This is a genomic window from Pseudomonas muyukensis (genome assembly GCF_019139535.1).
Lineage (GTDB): Bacteria > Pseudomonadota > Gammaproteobacteria > Pseudomonadales > Pseudomonadaceae > Aquipseudomonas > Aquipseudomonas muyukensis.
In genome coordinates this window covers 4,607,786-4,623,194 of record NZ_CP077073.1, presented here as the reverse complement: position 1 = coordinate 4,623,194, position 15,409 = coordinate 4,607,786, and the positions used below count along the sequence as shown (strand labels likewise).

Annotated in this window: 13 protein-coding genes; 11 read left to right on the top strand and 2 right to left on the bottom strand. The window is 63.5% G+C overall.

The features are described 5' to 3' along the window. Positions 1 to 33: 33 nt before the first annotated feature. Positions 34 to 822, bottom strand: coding sequence for a phenylalanine 4-monooxygenase (gene phhA, locus KSS95_RS20370; RefSeq protein WP_217849106.1), 789 nt, complete (start codon positions 820 to 822; stop codon positions 34 to 36). A 255-nt stretch (positions 823 to 1,077) separates the two neighbouring features. Between phhA and KSS95_RS20365 the strand changes: the two genes are divergently transcribed. Next, the gene (locus KSS95_RS20365) at positions 1,078 to 2,637 is read left to right on the top strand and encodes a sigma-54-dependent transcriptional regulator (RefSeq protein ID WP_217849104.1); all 1,560 of its coding nucleotides are present in this window, start codon (positions 1,078 to 1,080) and stop codon (positions 2,635 to 2,637) included. A gap of 215 nt (positions 2,638 to 2,852) precedes the next feature. Here the strand turns inward: KSS95_RS20365 and KSS95_RS20360 are convergent, their stop codons facing one another. After that, positions 2,853 to 3,107, bottom strand: coding sequence for a DUF2790 domain-containing protein (locus tag KSS95_RS20360; protein ID WP_134690915.1), 255 nt, complete (start codon positions 3,105 to 3,107; stop codon positions 2,853 to 2,855). Positions 3,108 to 3,513: 406 nt separating this feature from the next. On the opposite strand from KSS95_RS20360, the gene acs reads away from it, so the two are divergent. The 10 genes from acs (at position 3,514) to astD (ending at position 15,405) form a co-directional block, all read left to right on the top strand. Then, entirely contained in the window at positions 3,514 to 5,475 is a 1,962-nt protein-coding gene (gene acs, locus KSS95_RS20355) for an acetate--CoA ligase (protein ID WP_217849102.1), read from the top strand. A gap of 543 nt (positions 5,476 to 6,018) precedes the next feature. Beyond that, positions 6,019 to 6,804, top strand: coding sequence for an ABC transporter substrate-binding protein (locus KSS95_RS20350; protein ID WP_217849100.1), 786 nt, complete (start codon positions 6,019 to 6,021; stop codon positions 6,802 to 6,804). Between the two features lie 91 nt (positions 6,805 to 6,895). Then, positions 6,896 to 7,585: an ABC transporter permease gene (locus KSS95_RS20345; RefSeq protein ID WP_028691070.1), complete on the top strand. Its 690-nt coding sequence runs from the start codon at positions 6,896 to 6,898 to the stop codon at positions 7,583 to 7,585. Then, a complete protein-coding gene (locus KSS95_RS20340; protein WP_134690911.1) occupies positions 7,582 to 8,280 on the top strand; it encodes an ABC transporter permease in 699 nt (232 codons plus the stop codon). Before KSS95_RS20345 ends, KSS95_RS20340 begins: the two co-directional genes overlap by 4 nt. A 22-nt stretch (positions 8,281 to 8,302) precedes the next feature. After that, positions 8,303 to 9,067 carry an ABC transporter ATP-binding protein gene (locus KSS95_RS20335; protein ID WP_011534967.1) on the top strand — a complete coding sequence of 255 codons (765 nt, stop codon included), beginning with the start codon at positions 8,303 to 8,305 and terminating at the stop codon, positions 9,065 to 9,067. Between the two features lie 103 nt (positions 9,068 to 9,170). Further along, entirely contained in the window at positions 9,171 to 10,151 is a 981-nt protein-coding gene (argR, locus tag KSS95_RS20330) for a transcriptional regulator ArgR (RefSeq protein WP_217849098.1), read from the top strand. 325 nt (positions 10,152 to 10,476) lie between these two features. Further along, entirely contained in the window at positions 10,477 to 11,697 is a 1,221-nt protein-coding gene (locus tag KSS95_RS20325; RefSeq protein ID WP_217849096.1) for an aspartate aminotransferase family protein, read from the top strand. 140 nt (positions 11,698 to 11,837) lie between these two features. Next, positions 11,838 to 12,857, top strand: a complete 1,020-nt coding sequence (gene aruF, locus KSS95_RS20320) for an arginine/ornithine succinyltransferase subunit alpha (RefSeq protein WP_217849094.1) — start codon at positions 11,838 to 11,840, stop codon at positions 12,855 to 12,857. A gap of 55 nt (positions 12,858 to 12,912) precedes the next feature. After that, positions 12,913 to 13,941, top strand: a complete 1,029-nt coding sequence (gene astA / locus KSS95_RS20315; protein ID WP_217849092.1) for an arginine N-succinyltransferase — start codon at positions 12,913 to 12,915, stop codon at positions 13,939 to 13,941. Continuing rightward, positions 13,942 to 15,405 (top strand): succinylglutamate-semialdehyde dehydrogenase, encoded by a 1,464-nt coding sequence (astD, locus tag KSS95_RS20310; protein WP_217849090.1) that lies wholly within the window; start codon positions 13,942 to 13,944, stop codon positions 15,403 to 15,405. Positions 15,406 to 15,409 lie beyond the last annotated feature (4 nt).

The window sequence follows — 15,409 nt, the reverse complement described above, 5'->3', positions numbered from 1 at the left end:
TTTTCCGTTTGGAGTTGTTATCGACAGGGCGGCTCAGGCAGCCGCCTTGGGTGGAAACTTCGGTGCGTGCAGGCCCAACTGCATGGCCTGGTGGACCATGCCCATGATGTCTTCGTGGGCCAGGTCGAACAGGCGCTTCATGTTCGGCAGGACGAAGTACAGGGGCTGCAGGATATCGATGCGATACGGCGTACGCATGGCTTCGATCGGGTCGAAGGCCTGGTGCTCGGGCTCGCCGGAAAGACTGTAGACGGTCTCCTTGGGCGAGGAGAGGATGCCGCCGCCGTAGATCTTGCGGCCCTGGGCGGTTTCCATCAGGCCGAACTCGATGGTCATCCAGTACAGGCGCGCCAGGTACACGCGCTGTTCCTTGGTCGCGGCCAGGCCGAGCTTGCCGTAGGTGTGGGTGAATTCGGCGAACCACGGGTTGGTCAGTAGCGGGCAGTGGCCGAAGATCTCGTGGAAGATGTCGGGCTCTTGCAGGTAGTCCAGCTCTTGCGGGGTGCGGATGAAGGTGGCGACCGGGAAGCGCTTGCTGGCCAGCAGTTCGAAGAAGGTCTGGAAGGGGATCAGTGCCGGTACCCGGGCGACTTGCCAGCCAGTGGTGGCGCCCAGCACCTTGTTGATCTCGCCCAGTTGCGGAATCCGGTCATGGGGCAGCTTGAGCTGCTCGATGCCGTCCAGGTACTCCTGACAGGCCCGGCCTTCGATGACTTTCAGCTGGCGGGTGATCAGGGTGTTCCACACCGCATGCTCTTGCTGCGGGTAGTCGATGAAGCCGTGCGCATCGGGCTCACGGGCCACGTATTGCGTCTGTTTCATGTGGCTCTCCTGGGAGGACATTCTTGTTATGTTCAGGGCGTACCCTTAGTGATAACTCCGTCCTTGGCGCTTTGCACGGGTGTTTGACTGTCATGTCGATATCCGTTTGCAGGGTTTTTGTAACGATAATTTTACAAAAATGCGCTGATCCCGGAAAATGGCGCTCATCCGGCTGGCCTTCAAGGCGATTTTGTCAGCTTATCTTTACGACTTTTCCGCGGGCCGAATAAATTCCTGCCCGCTTCGAGAGCTCCCATGCGTATCAAAGTGCATTGCCAGAACCGTATCGGCATCCTGCGCGACATCCTCAACCTGCTGGTGGAGTACGGCATCAACGTGCTGCGTGGCGAGGTCGGCGGCGACCACGGCAACGCCATCTACCTGCACTGCCCGAACCTGATCAACCTGCAGTTCCAGGCACTGCGGCCCAAGTTCGAGTCCATCGCCGGGGTGTTCGGGGTCAAGCGTGTCGGGCTGATGCCCAGCGAGCGCCGGCACATGGAGCTCAATGCGTTGCTTGGGGCGCTGGATTTCCCGGTGCTGTCGATCGACATGGGCGGCAGCATCGTCGCCGGCAACCGCGGCGCGGCCCAGTTGCTTGGGGTGCGGGTCGACGAAGTGCCGGGGATCCCGCTGTCGCGCTATGTCGAGGACTTCGACCTGCCGGAGCTGGTGCGCGCCAACAAATCGCGGATCAACGGCCTGCGCATCAAGGTCAAGGGCGATGTGTTCCTGGCCGATATCGCGCCGCTGCAATCGGAGCACGACGAGAGCGAGGCCCTGGCTGGCGCGGTGTTGACCCTGCACCGTGCCGACCGTATCGGCGAGCGGATCTACAACGTGCGCAAGCAGGAGTTGCGTGGCTTCGACAGCATCTTCCAGAGCTCGAAGGTGATGGCCGCGGTGGTGCGCGAGGCGCGGCGCATGGCGCCACTGGATGCGCCGCTGCTGATCGAGGGCGAAACCGGCACTGGCAAGGAGTTGCTGGCGCGTGCCTGCCACCTGGCCAGCCCGCGCGGCCAGGCGCCGTTGATGGCGCTCAATTGCGCCGGCCTGCCCGAGTCGATGGCCGAGACCGAACTGTTCGGCTATGGGCCGGGGGCGTTCGAAGGTGCGCGGGCCGAGGGCAAGCTTGGCTTGTTGGAACTGACGGCCGGCGGCACGCTGTTCCTCGATGGGGTGGGGGAGATGAGCCCGCGCTTGCAGGTCAAGTTGTTGCGCTTCTTGCAGGACGGTTGCTTCCGCCGGGTTGGCAGCGACGAAGAGGTGTACCTGGATGTGCGGGTGATCTGCGCGACCCAGGTCGACCTGTCCGAGCTGTGCGCGCGCGGCGAGTTCCGCCAGGACCTGTACCACCGGCTCAACGTGCTGTCGCTGCACATTCCGCCACTGCGCGAATGCATGGATGGCCTGGAAGGGCTGGTGCAGCACTTCCTCGACCAGGCCAGCCGGCAGATCGGTTGCCCGATGCCACGCCTGGCCGCCGCGGCGATGGACAAGTTGGGCCAGTACCATTGGCCGGGCAACGTGCGGCAACTGGAAAACGTATTGTTCCAGGCGGTGTCGTTATGTGAAGGCGGTGTTGTAAAGAGCGAGCATATTCGTTTGCCAGACTATGGCGTGCGCCAGCCCTTGGGCGATTTTTCACTGGACGGTGATCTTTCGCAAATTGTCGGGCGTTTTGAGCGTGCGGTATTGGAAAGTTTGCTAGGCGAATATCCAAGTAGTCGCGCGTTGGGTAAACGCCTGGGGGTGTCGCACACGACGATCGCCAACAAGTTGCGTGAGTATGCGCTGGGCAAGTCGGCGGAGTGAATTTATTCGGCAGGTATCGCCTGCCCCTGTAGGAGCGGCCTCGTGTCGCGAAAGGGCCGCAACGTGGCCCCCTGCGATATCTGTAAGTATCGACATGCAGGGGCCGCTGCGCAGCCCTTTGCGACCGGTCCGGCGCCTCGGCAAGGCCGCTCCTGCAGGATCGCGCGTGGCGCGGTCGGGGCGCAGCGGCCTGGCCTTGTGCTGAGTCTGTGGCCTTAGCCGTTGGAGCAGCCGTTGCCCATCACGCGGTATTCGAGAATGTGCTTCTGACCCTTGGAGTCTTCGTAGGTCATGCGTGCCGGTACAACTTCGCAAACATTGGGTACTTCGCTCATGGAAATAACGCGGGCGATGTCCAGGTGCTGCGAATAACTGTACTGTTCAACCGGAATCTGCTCGGCATTGTTTGCCTCGCCGGCAAGTGCCGCGCCGCAAAGACTGCCAAGTACCAATACCAGTAAAGCTTTCATTTTCAATTTACCTATCTAAGGTCGTGAGGGGGCACGCGGCGCTGATGGCGCCGCGAGTACAGCAAGTTTCAACTATCAGGATGAAGTGCGGATTAACGTTGCCTTCGTGGGGGCTGTTACCAAGTTAATCGCGTTGCCGTTGCTGGCGAGGTGAATTCTAGGAGGCTGGCCTGGGCTGAAACAGAGCGGGTTTTGATAAAGTCTTTTGACAGAATCTGTAACAATCCCTCGGCGCTGCGCGGTTTTTTTTGCCTGAAGTGGCTGAATGCCATGGGTTAGAGCGGTTGCGCAAAAGCACCGAGTGGCCGGGGCGGCGCGTTACTACCAACGTCGAATGGTGTTTGCCGCTCTGGTACAGTTACAAACGGTTCCATACAAAAACAACTATTACACCGAGGTAACACAGATGAGTGCGGCTCCACTGTATCCCGTTCGTCCCGAGGTTGCGGCCAGTACCCTGACCGACGAGGCCACCTACAAGGCCATGTACCAGCAATCGGTGATCAACCCGGACGGCTTCTGGCGCGAGCAGGCCCAGCGTCTGGACTGGATCAAGCCTTTCACCAAGGTCAAGCAGACCTCGTTCGACGACCACCATGTCGATATCAAGTGGTTCGCCGATGGCACTCTGAACGTCTCCTACAACTGCCTGGACCGCCACCTCGAAACGCGCGGCGACCAGTTGGCGATCATCTGGGAGGGCGACGACCCTTCCGAGCACCGCAACATCACCTATCGCGAGCTCCACGAGCAGGTCTGCAAGTTCGCCAACGCCCTGCGTGGCCAGGACGTGCACCGCGGCGACGTGGTCACCATCTACATGCCGATGATCCCCGAGGCCGTGGTCGCCATGCTGGCCTGTGCCCGTATCGGCGCGATCCACTCGGTGGTGTTCGGCGGCTTCTCGCCAGAGGCCCTGGCCGGGCGCATCATCGATTGCAAGTCCAAGGTGGTGATCACCGCCGACGAAGGCTTGCGTGGCGGCCGGCGTACCCCGCTCAAGGCCAATGTCGACCTGGCCCTGACCAACCCCGAAACCAACAGCGTGCAGAAGATCATCGTGTGCAAGCGCACCGGTGGCGAGATCGCCTGGCACCAGCACCGCGACATCTGGTTCGAAGACCTGATGAAGGTTGCCTCCAGCCACTGCGCGCCCAAGGAGATGGGGGCCGAGGAGGCGCTGTTCATCCTTTATACCTCCGGCTCCACCGGCAAGCCGAAGGGCGTGCTGCACACCACCGGCGGTTACCTGGTGTACGCGGCGCTGACCCACGAGCGGGTGTTCGACTACCGCCCGGGCGAGGTGTACTGGTGCACCGCCGACGTGGGCTGGGTCACCGGCCACAGCTACATCGTCTACGGCCCGCTGGCCAATGGTGCTACCACGCTGTTGTTCGAGGGCGTGCCGAACTACCCGGATATCACCCGGGTGTCGAAGATCGTCGACAAGCACAAGGTCAATATTCTCTACACCGCGCCAACCGCCATCCGCGCCATGATGGCCGAGGGCGAGGCAGCGGTGGCCGGTGCCGATGGCTCCAGCCTGCGCCTGCTGGGCTCGGTGGGCGAGCCGATCAACCCCGAAGCCTGGAACTGGTACTACAAGACCGTCGGCAAGGAGCGCTGCCCAATCGTCGACACCTGGTGGCAGACCGAGACCGGCGGCATCCTGATCAGCCCGCTGCCAGGGGCCACTGGCCTCAAGCCGGGCTCGGCGACCCGCCCGTTCTTCGGCGTGGTGCCGGCGCTGGTGGACAACCTGGGCAACCTGATCGAGGGCGCCGCCGAAGGCAACCTGGTGATCCTCGATTCCTGGCCGGGCCAGTCGCGTTCGCTGTACGGCGATCATGACCGCTTCGTCGACACCTACTTCAAGACCTTCCGCGGCATGTACTTCACCGGTGACGGCGCTCGTCGCGACGAGGATGGCTACTACTGGATCACCGGCCGGGTGGACGATGTGCTCAACGTCTCCGGCCACCGCATGGGCACCGCCGAGATCGAGAGCGCCATGGTCGCCCATGCGAAGGTCGCCGAGGCCGCGGTGGTAGGCGTGCCACACGACATCAAGGGGCAGGGCATCTATGTCTACGTCACCCTCAATGCCGGTGAGGAGCCCAGCGAGCAACTGCGCCTGGAGTTGAAGAACTGGGTGCGCAAGGAGATCGGCCCGATCGCCTCGCCGGATGTGATCCAGTGGGCGCCGGGGCTGCCGAAGACTCGTTCGGGCAAGATCATGCGCCGGATCCTGCGCAAGATCGCCACTGGCGAGTACGACGCCCTGGGCGATATCTCGACCCTGGCCGACCCTGGCGTGGTGCAGCACCTGATCGATACCCACAAGGCGATGAGCCTGGCGTCGGCCTGAGCGCGGTCGTGGGGCGGGATTGCGCCCACGGTGGGCGCGGGCTTGCCCCGCGATCTGCTCGCCAACTGAAACCCCGCCGGGCAGCCGGCGGGGTTTTTGCTTTACTGAAAGGGTGTTACGCCGACATTCATCGGTAACCCCTGTTGTCACCCCATTCGCACAAAACCGGGGCATCCAGAAACATTCATGTGCGAAAAAGCCGCGTTTCTGACAGCATTTCTTGCATCCAGGCACGCTGCGCTTGCCGGAATACAAGGGTTTGCGAATAATGGGCCCGCTTATTGCTTTGTGTATGGGTTATTTCTTTTTTGCTCTTGCATAATCTGCAGGAGCTGTCAATATCGCCCGCCGCGGTTCCAGGCGCTTCTGTAACTAGTTGTCGCTTTGAAGAAATATCGACTACCGGGCTGTCGCTAAAATGCCACTCACTCGCTCGTGGTCTGCGACCTTGGTCGAACCCTGCGCGGCTCGCGTTGTAACCATTCGCATATCGGGCAGCCGTTACAACTGCCTTGTATTGCCCCGTACCGATGGAGTTACCTGATGAAGAAGCTCGCACTGCTTGGCGCCCTGGCGCTTTCCGTGTTTTCCCTGGTCTCGCAGGCCGATGAGAAGCCGTTGAAGATCGGTATCGAGGCCGCCTACCCACCCTTCGCCTTCAAGCAGCCCGACGGCAGCATCGCCGGCTTCGACTACGACATCGGCAACGCCCTGTGCGAAGAGATGAAGGCCAAGTGCACCTGGATCGAGCAGGAATTCGACGGCCTGATCCCGGCGCTGAAGGTGCGCAAGATCGACGCCATCCTGTCGTCCATGTCGATTACTGAAGATCGCAAGAAGTCGGTCGACTTCACCAAGCGCTACTACCTGACGCCAGCCCGCCTGGTGATGAAGGAAGGCACCGCCGTCAGCGACAGCCTGGACGAACTCAAGGGCAAGAAGATCGGCGTGCAGCGTGGCTCGATCCACGATCGCTTCGCCAAGGAAGTCCTGGCCGCCAAAGGCGCCACTGTCGTGCCTTACGGCACCCAGAACGAAATCTACCTGGATGTTGCCGCGGGTCGCCTGGACGGCACCGTGGCCGACGCCACCCTGCTCGAGGACGGCTTCCTGAAAACCGACGCGGGCAAGGGCTTCGCCTTCGTTGGCCCGGCCTTCACCGATTCGAAGTACTTCGGTGACGGTATCGGTATCGCCCTGCGCAAGGGTGACAAGGCCAATGCCGAGCGCATCAACGCGGCCATCGACGCGATCCGTGCCAACGGCAAGTACAAAGAGATCGAGAAGAAGTACTTCAACTTCGATATCTACGGTCCAGACGCGAAGTAATCCGTCGCGTTTCACCTGTGCAATGGTGCAAACAGCAGAAGCTCTGAGGTTTGCACCATTTTTCATTCCCAAGCCCTGAGGAATCCCAATCATGTTGAAAGGCTATGGGGCAGTCATCCTCGACGGGGCGTGGCTGACGCTACAGCTCGCCCTGTCGTCGATGGCCCTGGCCATCGTCCTCGGCCTGATCGGCGTGGCGCTGCGCTTGTCGCCGGTGCGCTGGCTGGCCTGGCTGGGGGATCTGTATTCCACGGTGATCCGTGGCATCCCCGACCTGGTCCTGATCCTGCTGATCTTCTACGGTGGCCAGGACATCATCAACCGGGTGGCGCCGCTGCTCGGCTATGACGACTACATCGACCTGAACCCGCTGGTGGCCGGCATCGGCACCCTGGGCTTCATCTTTGGCGCGTACCTGTCGGAAACCTTCCGCGGCGCTTTCCTGGGTATTCCCAAGGGCCAGGCAGAGGCCGGTGCCGCCTATGGCATGAGCGGCGTGCAGGTGTTCTTCCGGATCATGGTGCCGCAGATGATTCGCCTGGCGATCCCGGGCTTCACCAACAACTGGCTGGTGCTGACCAAGGCGACCGCGCTGATTTCCGTGGTCGGCCTGCAGGACATGATGTTCAAGGCCAAGCAGGCGGCCGACGCCACCCGCGAACCCTTCACCTTCTTCCTGGCGGTGGCGGCGTTGTACCTGGTGCTGACCAGTGTCTCGCTGCTGGCGTTGAAGTATCTCGAGAAGCGCTACTCGGTGGGCGTCAAGGCGGCTGAACTATGATCTTCGACTACAACGTGATCTGGGAGGCGCTGCCGCTGTACATCGGCGGGCTGCTGACCACCCTCAAGCTGCTGGCGCTGTCGCTGTTCTTCGGTCTGCTGGCGGCCATCCCGCTGGGCCTGATGCGGGTGTCCAAGCAGCCGCTGGTGAACATGAGCGCCTGGCTGTACACCTATGTGATTCGCGGCACGCCGATGCTGGTGCAGCTGTTCCTGATCTACTACGGCCTGGCCCAGTTCGAGGCGGTGCGCGAGAGCTTCCTGTGGCCATGGCTGTCCAGCGCGACCTTCTGCGCCTGCCTGGCCTTTGCCGTCAACACCAGTGCCTATACCGCCGAGATCATCGCCGGCAGCCTCAAGGCCACGCCCCATGGCGAGATCGAGGCGGCCAAGGCCATCGGCATGTCGCGCATGAAGATGTACCGCCGCATCCTGCTGCCCTCGGCGCTGCGCCGGGCGCTGCCGCAGTACAGCAACGAAGTGATCATGATGCTGCAGACCACCAGCCTGGCGTCGATCGTCACCCTGATCGACATCACCGGTGCCGCGCGCACGGTCAACGCCCAGTACTACCTGCCTTTCGAGGCCTATATCACGGCGGGCGTGTTCTACCTGTGCCTGACCTTCATCCTCGTGCGCCTGTTCAAGCTGGCCGAACGCCGTTGGCTCGGCTACCTGGCGCCGCGCAAGCACTGACCGCTCTGTGAGAACCGACAGCATGTACAAACTGCAAATCCAAGACCTGCACAAGCGCTACGGCAGCCACGAGGTGCTCAAGGGCGTCTCCCTCGAAGCCAAGGCGGGCGACGTGATCAGCATCATCGGCTCCAGCGGCTCGGGCAAATCCACCTTCCTGCGCTGCATCAACCTGCTCGAGCAGCCGCACGCGGGCAAGATCCTGCTCAACAACGAAGAGCTCAAGCTGGTGGCCGGCAAGGACGGCGCGCTGAAGGCCGCCGACCCCAAGCAGCTGCAACGCATGCGCTCGCGCCTGTCGATGGTGTTCCAGCACTTCAACCTGTGGTCGCACATGACCGCGCTGGAGAACGTCATCGAGGCGCCGGTGCATGTGCTGGGCGTGAACAAGAAAGAAGCGCTGGAAAAGGCCGAGCACTACCTGGCCAAGGTGGGCGTCGCCCATCGCAAGGATGCCTTCCCCGGGCACATGTCCGGCGGTGAGCAGCAGCGCGTGGCCATCGCCCGTGCCCTGGCCATGGAGCCTGAAGTGATGCTGTTCGACGAGCCAACCTCGGCGCTCGACCCGGAGCTGGTGGGCGATGTGCTCAAGGTCATGCAGTCGCTGGCCCAGGAAGGCCGCACCATGGTCGTGGTCACCCACGAGATGGGCTTCGCCCGCGAAGTTTCCAACCAGCTGGTGTTCCTGCACAAGGGCCTGGTCGAAGAGCGCGGCTGCCCGCGCGAGGTGCTGGTCAATCCGCAATCCGAGCGCCTCAAGCAGTTCCTGTCTGGCAGCCTCAAGTAAAGGCTGCACTTTTGCACCATGATGGGGCATGCTGCGCAACGCACGTTGCATGCCCCGGCGCCACGAGCGCGAACCTTCCTTTCCAGGTTTTGGACCACGCCCTATGACCACCCAGCGAATCGGATTTCTCATCTGGCCCGGCACCAAGCCGCTGACCCTGGCGCTGGCGGAAGAGGTGTTGCTGGTGGCCCAGCGGGTGCATCCGGATGTGGTCTACGAGCTCGCCTACCTGCAGGCCGAGGCGACCCAGGAAGGTGCCTGGCGTTTGCCGGGCGAGGCGTGGAACGGTCGCCTGGAGGGCTGTCACAAGCTGTTCCTGCTGGCCGATGAGCCGCCGGCGGCCGTCGGCTCGGCGCTGTCGAGCGCGCTCAAGCAGCTGGCGCGTGGCGGCTGCATGATCGGTGGGCTGTCCGCCGGGGTGTACCCTTTGGCGGCGCTGGGCCTGCTCGATGGCTACCGCGCCGCGGTGCACTGGCGCTGGCAGGATGACTTCGCCGAGCGCTTTCCCAAGGTGATCGCCACCAGCCACCTGTTCGACTGGGACCGTGACCGCCTGACGGCCTGCGGCGGCATGGCGGTGACCGACCTGCTGCTGGCGGTGCTGGCCCGCGACCACGGTGCCGAGTTGGCCGGTGCGGTATCGGAGGAGCTGGTGGTCGAGCGTATTCGCGAGGGGGGCGAGCGCCAGCGCATTCCGCTGCAGAACCGCCTGGGTTCCAGCCATCCGAAGCTGACCCAGGCGGTGCTGCTGATGGAGGCCAATATCGAAGAGCCGCTGACCACTGACGAGATCGCCCAGCATGTGTGCGTGTCGCGGCGCCAACTGGAGCGGATCTTCAAGCAGTACCTCAACCGCGTGCCCAGCCAGTATTACCTTGAGCTGCGCCTGAACAAGGCGCGGCAGATGCTGATGCAGACCAGCAAGTCGATCATCCAGATCGGGCTGTCCTGCGGGTTTTCCTCCGGGCCGCATTTCTCCAGCGCGTACCGCAACTTCTTCGGCGCCACGCCGCGCGAGGACCGCAACCAGCGCCGCAGCAGCAGCCCGTTCGAGCTGAGTTCGGCGCCGGCCGAGCGCAGCTGATTCATCCAGGGTGCATGCCTCGGCTTTTGCGGGGGTGATTAGATCGAGCGCCGCGCGGGCGGCGCTCGGTTTTCGCGACAACACAAAACTGATGCCCTGCACCCAGGCCTTTCTTTATCGTGTGAACATCCGTTCACCCAGCTTGCTCTCTCCCGTACACTGCGCGATTGCGACACTGTTTGTCGCATTGCCGAAAACCTTGCAAAAACAGGGTTTGGCGCTGTAACAAGTTGTCGCCTGGCAGCAAGGACAGGCGTCGATCAGTCCTTACAATCCCTCCATCGCTCGCCACTTCCAGGCCAGCGTTCCTCTTCAGGAGACTCAGATGTCCGTTGAGCAAGCCCCGGTGCAACGTGCCGATTTCGACCAGGTCATGGTGCCGAACTACTCCCCTGCGGCGTTCATTCCCGTGCGTGGCGAGGGCTCCCGCGTCTGGGACCAGTCGGGTCGCGAGCTGATCGACTTCGCCGGCGGCATCGCCGTGAACGCCCTGGGTCACTGCCATCCGGCACTGGTCAAGGCGTTGACCGAGCAGGCCAATACGCTTTGGCACGTCTCCAACGTCTTCACCAACGAACCGGCCTTGCGCCTGGCGCACAAGCTGGTGGACGCGACCTTCGCCGAGCGCGCGTTCTTCTGCAACTCCGGCGCGGAAGCGAACGAGGCCGCCTTCAAGCTGGCCCGTCGTGTCGCCCACGACCGCTTCGGCCCTGAAAAGCACGAAATCATCGCCACCGTGAACAGTTTCCACGGCCGCACCCTGTTCACCGTCAGTGTCGGTGGGCAGCCCAAGTACTCCGACGGTTTCGGCCCGAAAATCACCGGCATCAGCCACGTTCCGTACAACGACCTGGAAGCGCTCAAGGCCCAGATCTCGGACAAGACCTGCGCGGTGGTCATCGAACCCATCCAGGGCGAGAGCGGTGTGGTTCCGGCCGACAAAGCCTATCTTGAAGGCGCGCGCAAGCTGTGCGACGAGCACAATGCCCTGCTGATCTTCGACGAAGTACAGACTGGCGTCGGCCGCACCGGCTCGCTCTACGCCTACCAGCACTACGGCGTGACGCCGGACATCCTGACCAGCGCCAAGAGCCTGGGCGGCGGTTTCCCGATCGGCGCCATGCTGACCACCAGCGAGCTGGCCAAGCACCTGGCCGTCGGCACCCACGGCACCACCTACGGTGGCAACCCGCTGGCCTGTGCCGTCGCTTGCGCCGTGCTCGATGTGGTCAACACGCCGCAAACCCTGGCGGGCATCAAGGCCAAGCATGAGCGCTTCAAGGTCCGCCTGGAGCAGCTTGGCCAGGAAACCGGCCTGTTCACCCTGGTGCGCGGTGTTGGCTTGCTGATCGGCTGTGTGCTCAGTGACGCCTGGAAGGGCAAGGCCAAGGACATCCTCAACGCCGCCGAAAAAGAAGGCGTGATGGTCCTGCAGGCCGGCCCGGACGTGGTGCGCTTCGCCCCGAGCCTGGTGGTCGAGGACGCCGACATCGACGAAGGCCTGGCACGCTTCGAGCGCGCCGTGCGCAAGCTGACGCAAGGCTGATCCGCCCTTCGCCGGCCCGGGTTCTGGCCTGGGTCGGCGATACCTGAATTCCAGTACGGGCCTGCTTGCAGGTAGTGGCGCGTGCCCGTCGTTTTTCCGTGCCGATGTGATCGGCGCGCTTTCCCGAAAGGAGTGACACCATGCTGGTGATGCGCCCCGCGCAAATGGCGGATCTGAACGAAGTGCAGCGCATGGCTGCCGACAGCCCCATTGGTGTCACCTCGCTGCCGGATGACACCGCTCGCCTGGGCGACAAGATCGCCGCCTCGGAAACCTCGTTCGCCGCCGAAGTGAGCTTCAATGGCGAGGAGAGCTATTTCTTCGTGCTCGAGGACAGCGCCACCGGCAAGCTGGTCGGCTGCTCGGCCATCGTCGCCTCGGCCGGCTATTCCGAGCCGTTCTACAGTTTCCGTAACGAGACCTTCGTACACGCCTCGCGCGAGCTGAAGATCCACAACAAGATCCACGTCCTGTCGCTGTGCCATGACCTCACCGGCAACAGCCTGCTGACCAGCTTCTACGTGCTGCCGGAGTTGGTCAACAGCGCCTTCGCCGAGCTCAACTCGCGCGGTCGCCTGCTGTTCATGGCCGCGCACCCCGAGCGTTTTGCCGATTCGGTGGTCACCGAAATCGTCGGTTTCAGCGACGAACAGGGCGAGTCGCCGTTCTGGGATGCCATTGGGCGCAACTTCTTCGACCTCAACTACGCCGACGCCGAACGCCTGTGTGGCCTGAAGAGCCGCACCTTCCTCGCCGAGCTGATGCCGCACTATCCGATCTACGTGCCGCTGCTGGACGACGCCGCGCAAGAGGCCATGGGCCAGGTGCACCCGCGGGCGCAGATCACCTTCGACATCCTCATGCGCGAAGGCTTCGAGACCGAGCACTACATCGACATCTTCGACGGTGGCCCGACCCTGCATGCGCGCACCTCGGGCATCCGTTCGATCGCCCAGAGCCGCGTGGTGCCGGTCAAGCTCGACGACGCCCCGGCCAAGGGCGGTCGCCCGTACCTGGTGTGCAACGGCCAGTTGCAGGACTACCGCGCGGTGCTGCTGGAGCTGGACTGGGTGCCGGGCAAGCCGGTGAGCCTGAGCACTGAGGCCGTCGAGGCCCTGGGTGTCGGCGAAGGCGCCAGCGTGCGCCTGGTCGCGGTCTGATTAGCCGCAACAGAGAGTTTCGCGGCAGGCGCAGGCCGCCGCACAAGGAGATAGCATGATCGTTCGTCCTGTACGCAGCAGCGATTTACCCGCGCTGATCGAATTGGCTCGCAGCACCGGCACCACTGGTCTGACCACGCTCCCGGCCAACGAGGAGCGCCTTGGTCAGCGGGTTGGCTGGGCCGAGAAAAGCTTCCGTGGCGAGGCTGAGCGCGGGGATACCGACTACTTGTTCGTGCTGGAGAACGACGAAGGCCTGGTGGTCGGCATCAGCGCCATCGCCGGCGCCGTCGGTCTGCGCGAGCCCTGGTACAACTACCGGGTCGGCCTGACCGTCAGCGCTTCGCAGGAGCTGAAGATCTACCGCGAGATCCCGACCCTGTTCCTGGCCAACGACCTGACCGGCAACTCCGAGCTGTGCTCGCTGTTCCTGCGCAGCGACCATCGCAGCGGCCTCAACGGTCGCCTGCTGTCCAAGGCGCGGATGCTGTTCATCGCCGAATTCCCCGAGCTGTTCGGCCACAAGATCATCGCCGAGATGCGCGGCATGTCCGACGAGCAGGGCCGTTCGCCGTTCTGGGAGAGCCTGGGCCGGCACTTCTTCAAGATGGAGTTCAGCCAGGCCGACTACCTCACCGGCGTGGGCAACAAGTCGTTCATTGCCGAACTGATGCCCAAGTTCCCCCTGTACACCTGCTTCCTTTCGCAGGCCGCGCGCAATGTCATCGGCCGCGTGCACACAGACACCGAGCCTGCGCTGGCCATGCTCAAGCGCGAAGGTTTCAACTACCAGGGCTTCGTCGACATCTTCGATGCAGGCCCGGCCATCGAGTGCGAGACCTCGAAAATCCGCGCCGTGCGTGACAGCGAGACCCTGGTGCTGGCCGTCGGCACCCCGGGCGACGACGCCACCCCCTACATCATCCACAACCGCAAGCGCGAAGACTGCCGCATCACCGCCGCACCGGCGCGCCTCGCCGCCGGCACCCTGGTGGTCGATCCGCAGACCGCCAAGCGCCTGCGCCTGGGCGCGGGTGACAATGTGCGCGCGGTGCCTGTGTCCGCCAGCCGGGAGGCCCAGTAAATGAACACGCATTACATCGCCGGCCAATGGCAGGCAGGCCAGGGCGAAGCCCTGCAATCGCTCAATCCCGTCACCCAGGCAGTGGTCTGGCAAGGGCAGGGCGCCGATGCTGTCCAGGTCGATGCCGCCGTGCAGGCCGCCCGTCAGGCGTTTCCGGCCTGGGCGTCGCTGAGCCTGGAGGCGCGCATCGGCGTGCTGGAGGCCTTTGCCGAGAAGCTCAAGGCCAATGCCGAGGCGCTGGCGCGCTGCATCGGCGAAGAAACCGGCAAGCCACTGTGGGAATCGGCCACCGAAGTGACCAGCATGGTCAACAAGGTCGCCATTTCGGTGCAGAGCTACCGTGAGCGTACCGGTGAGAAGAGCGGCCCGCTGGCGGACGCTACCGCCGTGCTGCGCCACAAGCCCCATGGCGTGGTCGCGGTGTTCGGCCCGTACAACTTCCCCGGCCACCTACCCAACGGACACATTGTTCCGGCGCTGCTGGCAGGCAACTGCGTAGTTTTCAAACCTAGCGAGCTGACACCAAAGGTCGCTGAGCTGACGGTCAAGTGCTGGGTCGAAGCCGGCCTGCCGGCCGGAGTGCTCAACCTGGTTCAAGGCGCCCGCGAAACCGGCGTGGCGTTGGCCGCCAACCCAGGTATCGACGGCTTGTTCTTCACCGGCTCCAGTCGCACCGGCAACCTGCTGCACCAGCAGTTCGCCGGTCGTCCGGACAAGATCCTGGCGCTGGAGATGGGCGGCAACAACCCGCTGGTGGTCGACGAGGTCAAGGACCTCGACGCCGCGGTCTACACCATCATCCAGTCGGCTTTCATCTCCGCCGGCCAGCGCTGCACCTGTGCTCGTCGCCTGCTGGTGCCGCAGGGCGCATGGGGGGATTCGCTCATCCAGCGCCTGGTCGAGGTCAGCCGCGGCATCAGTGTCGGCGCATTCGACCAGCAGCCCGCGCCGTTCATGGGCTCGGTGATCTCGCTGCAAGCTGCCCAAGCGCTTTTGGCCGCCCAGGCCCAGCTGATCAGCAAGGGTGCCGTGGCGCTGCTGGAAATGACCCAGCCGCAAGCCGGGGCCGCCTTGCTCACGCCAGGCATCATCGATGTCACCACTGTGGCTGGGCGCCCTGACGAAGAATTCTTCGGCCCGTTGCTGCAAGTGATCCGCTATGTCGACTTCGACGCGGCGATCGAGGAAGCCAACAACACCCAGTACGGCCTGGCCGCTGGCCTGCTGTCGGACTCCAACGCCCGCTATCAGCACTTCTGGTTGCGCAGCCGCGCCGGCATCGTCAACTGGAACAAGCAGTTGACCGGCGCCGCCAGCAGCGCGCCCTTCGGTGGTGTCGGCGCCAGCGGCAACCACCGCGCCAGCGCCTACTACGCGGCGGACTACTGCGCCTACCCCGTGGCTTCGCTGGAGACCGCGAGCCTTGCACTGCCGGCGACCCTGACGCCGGGCGTCACCCTATAACAAC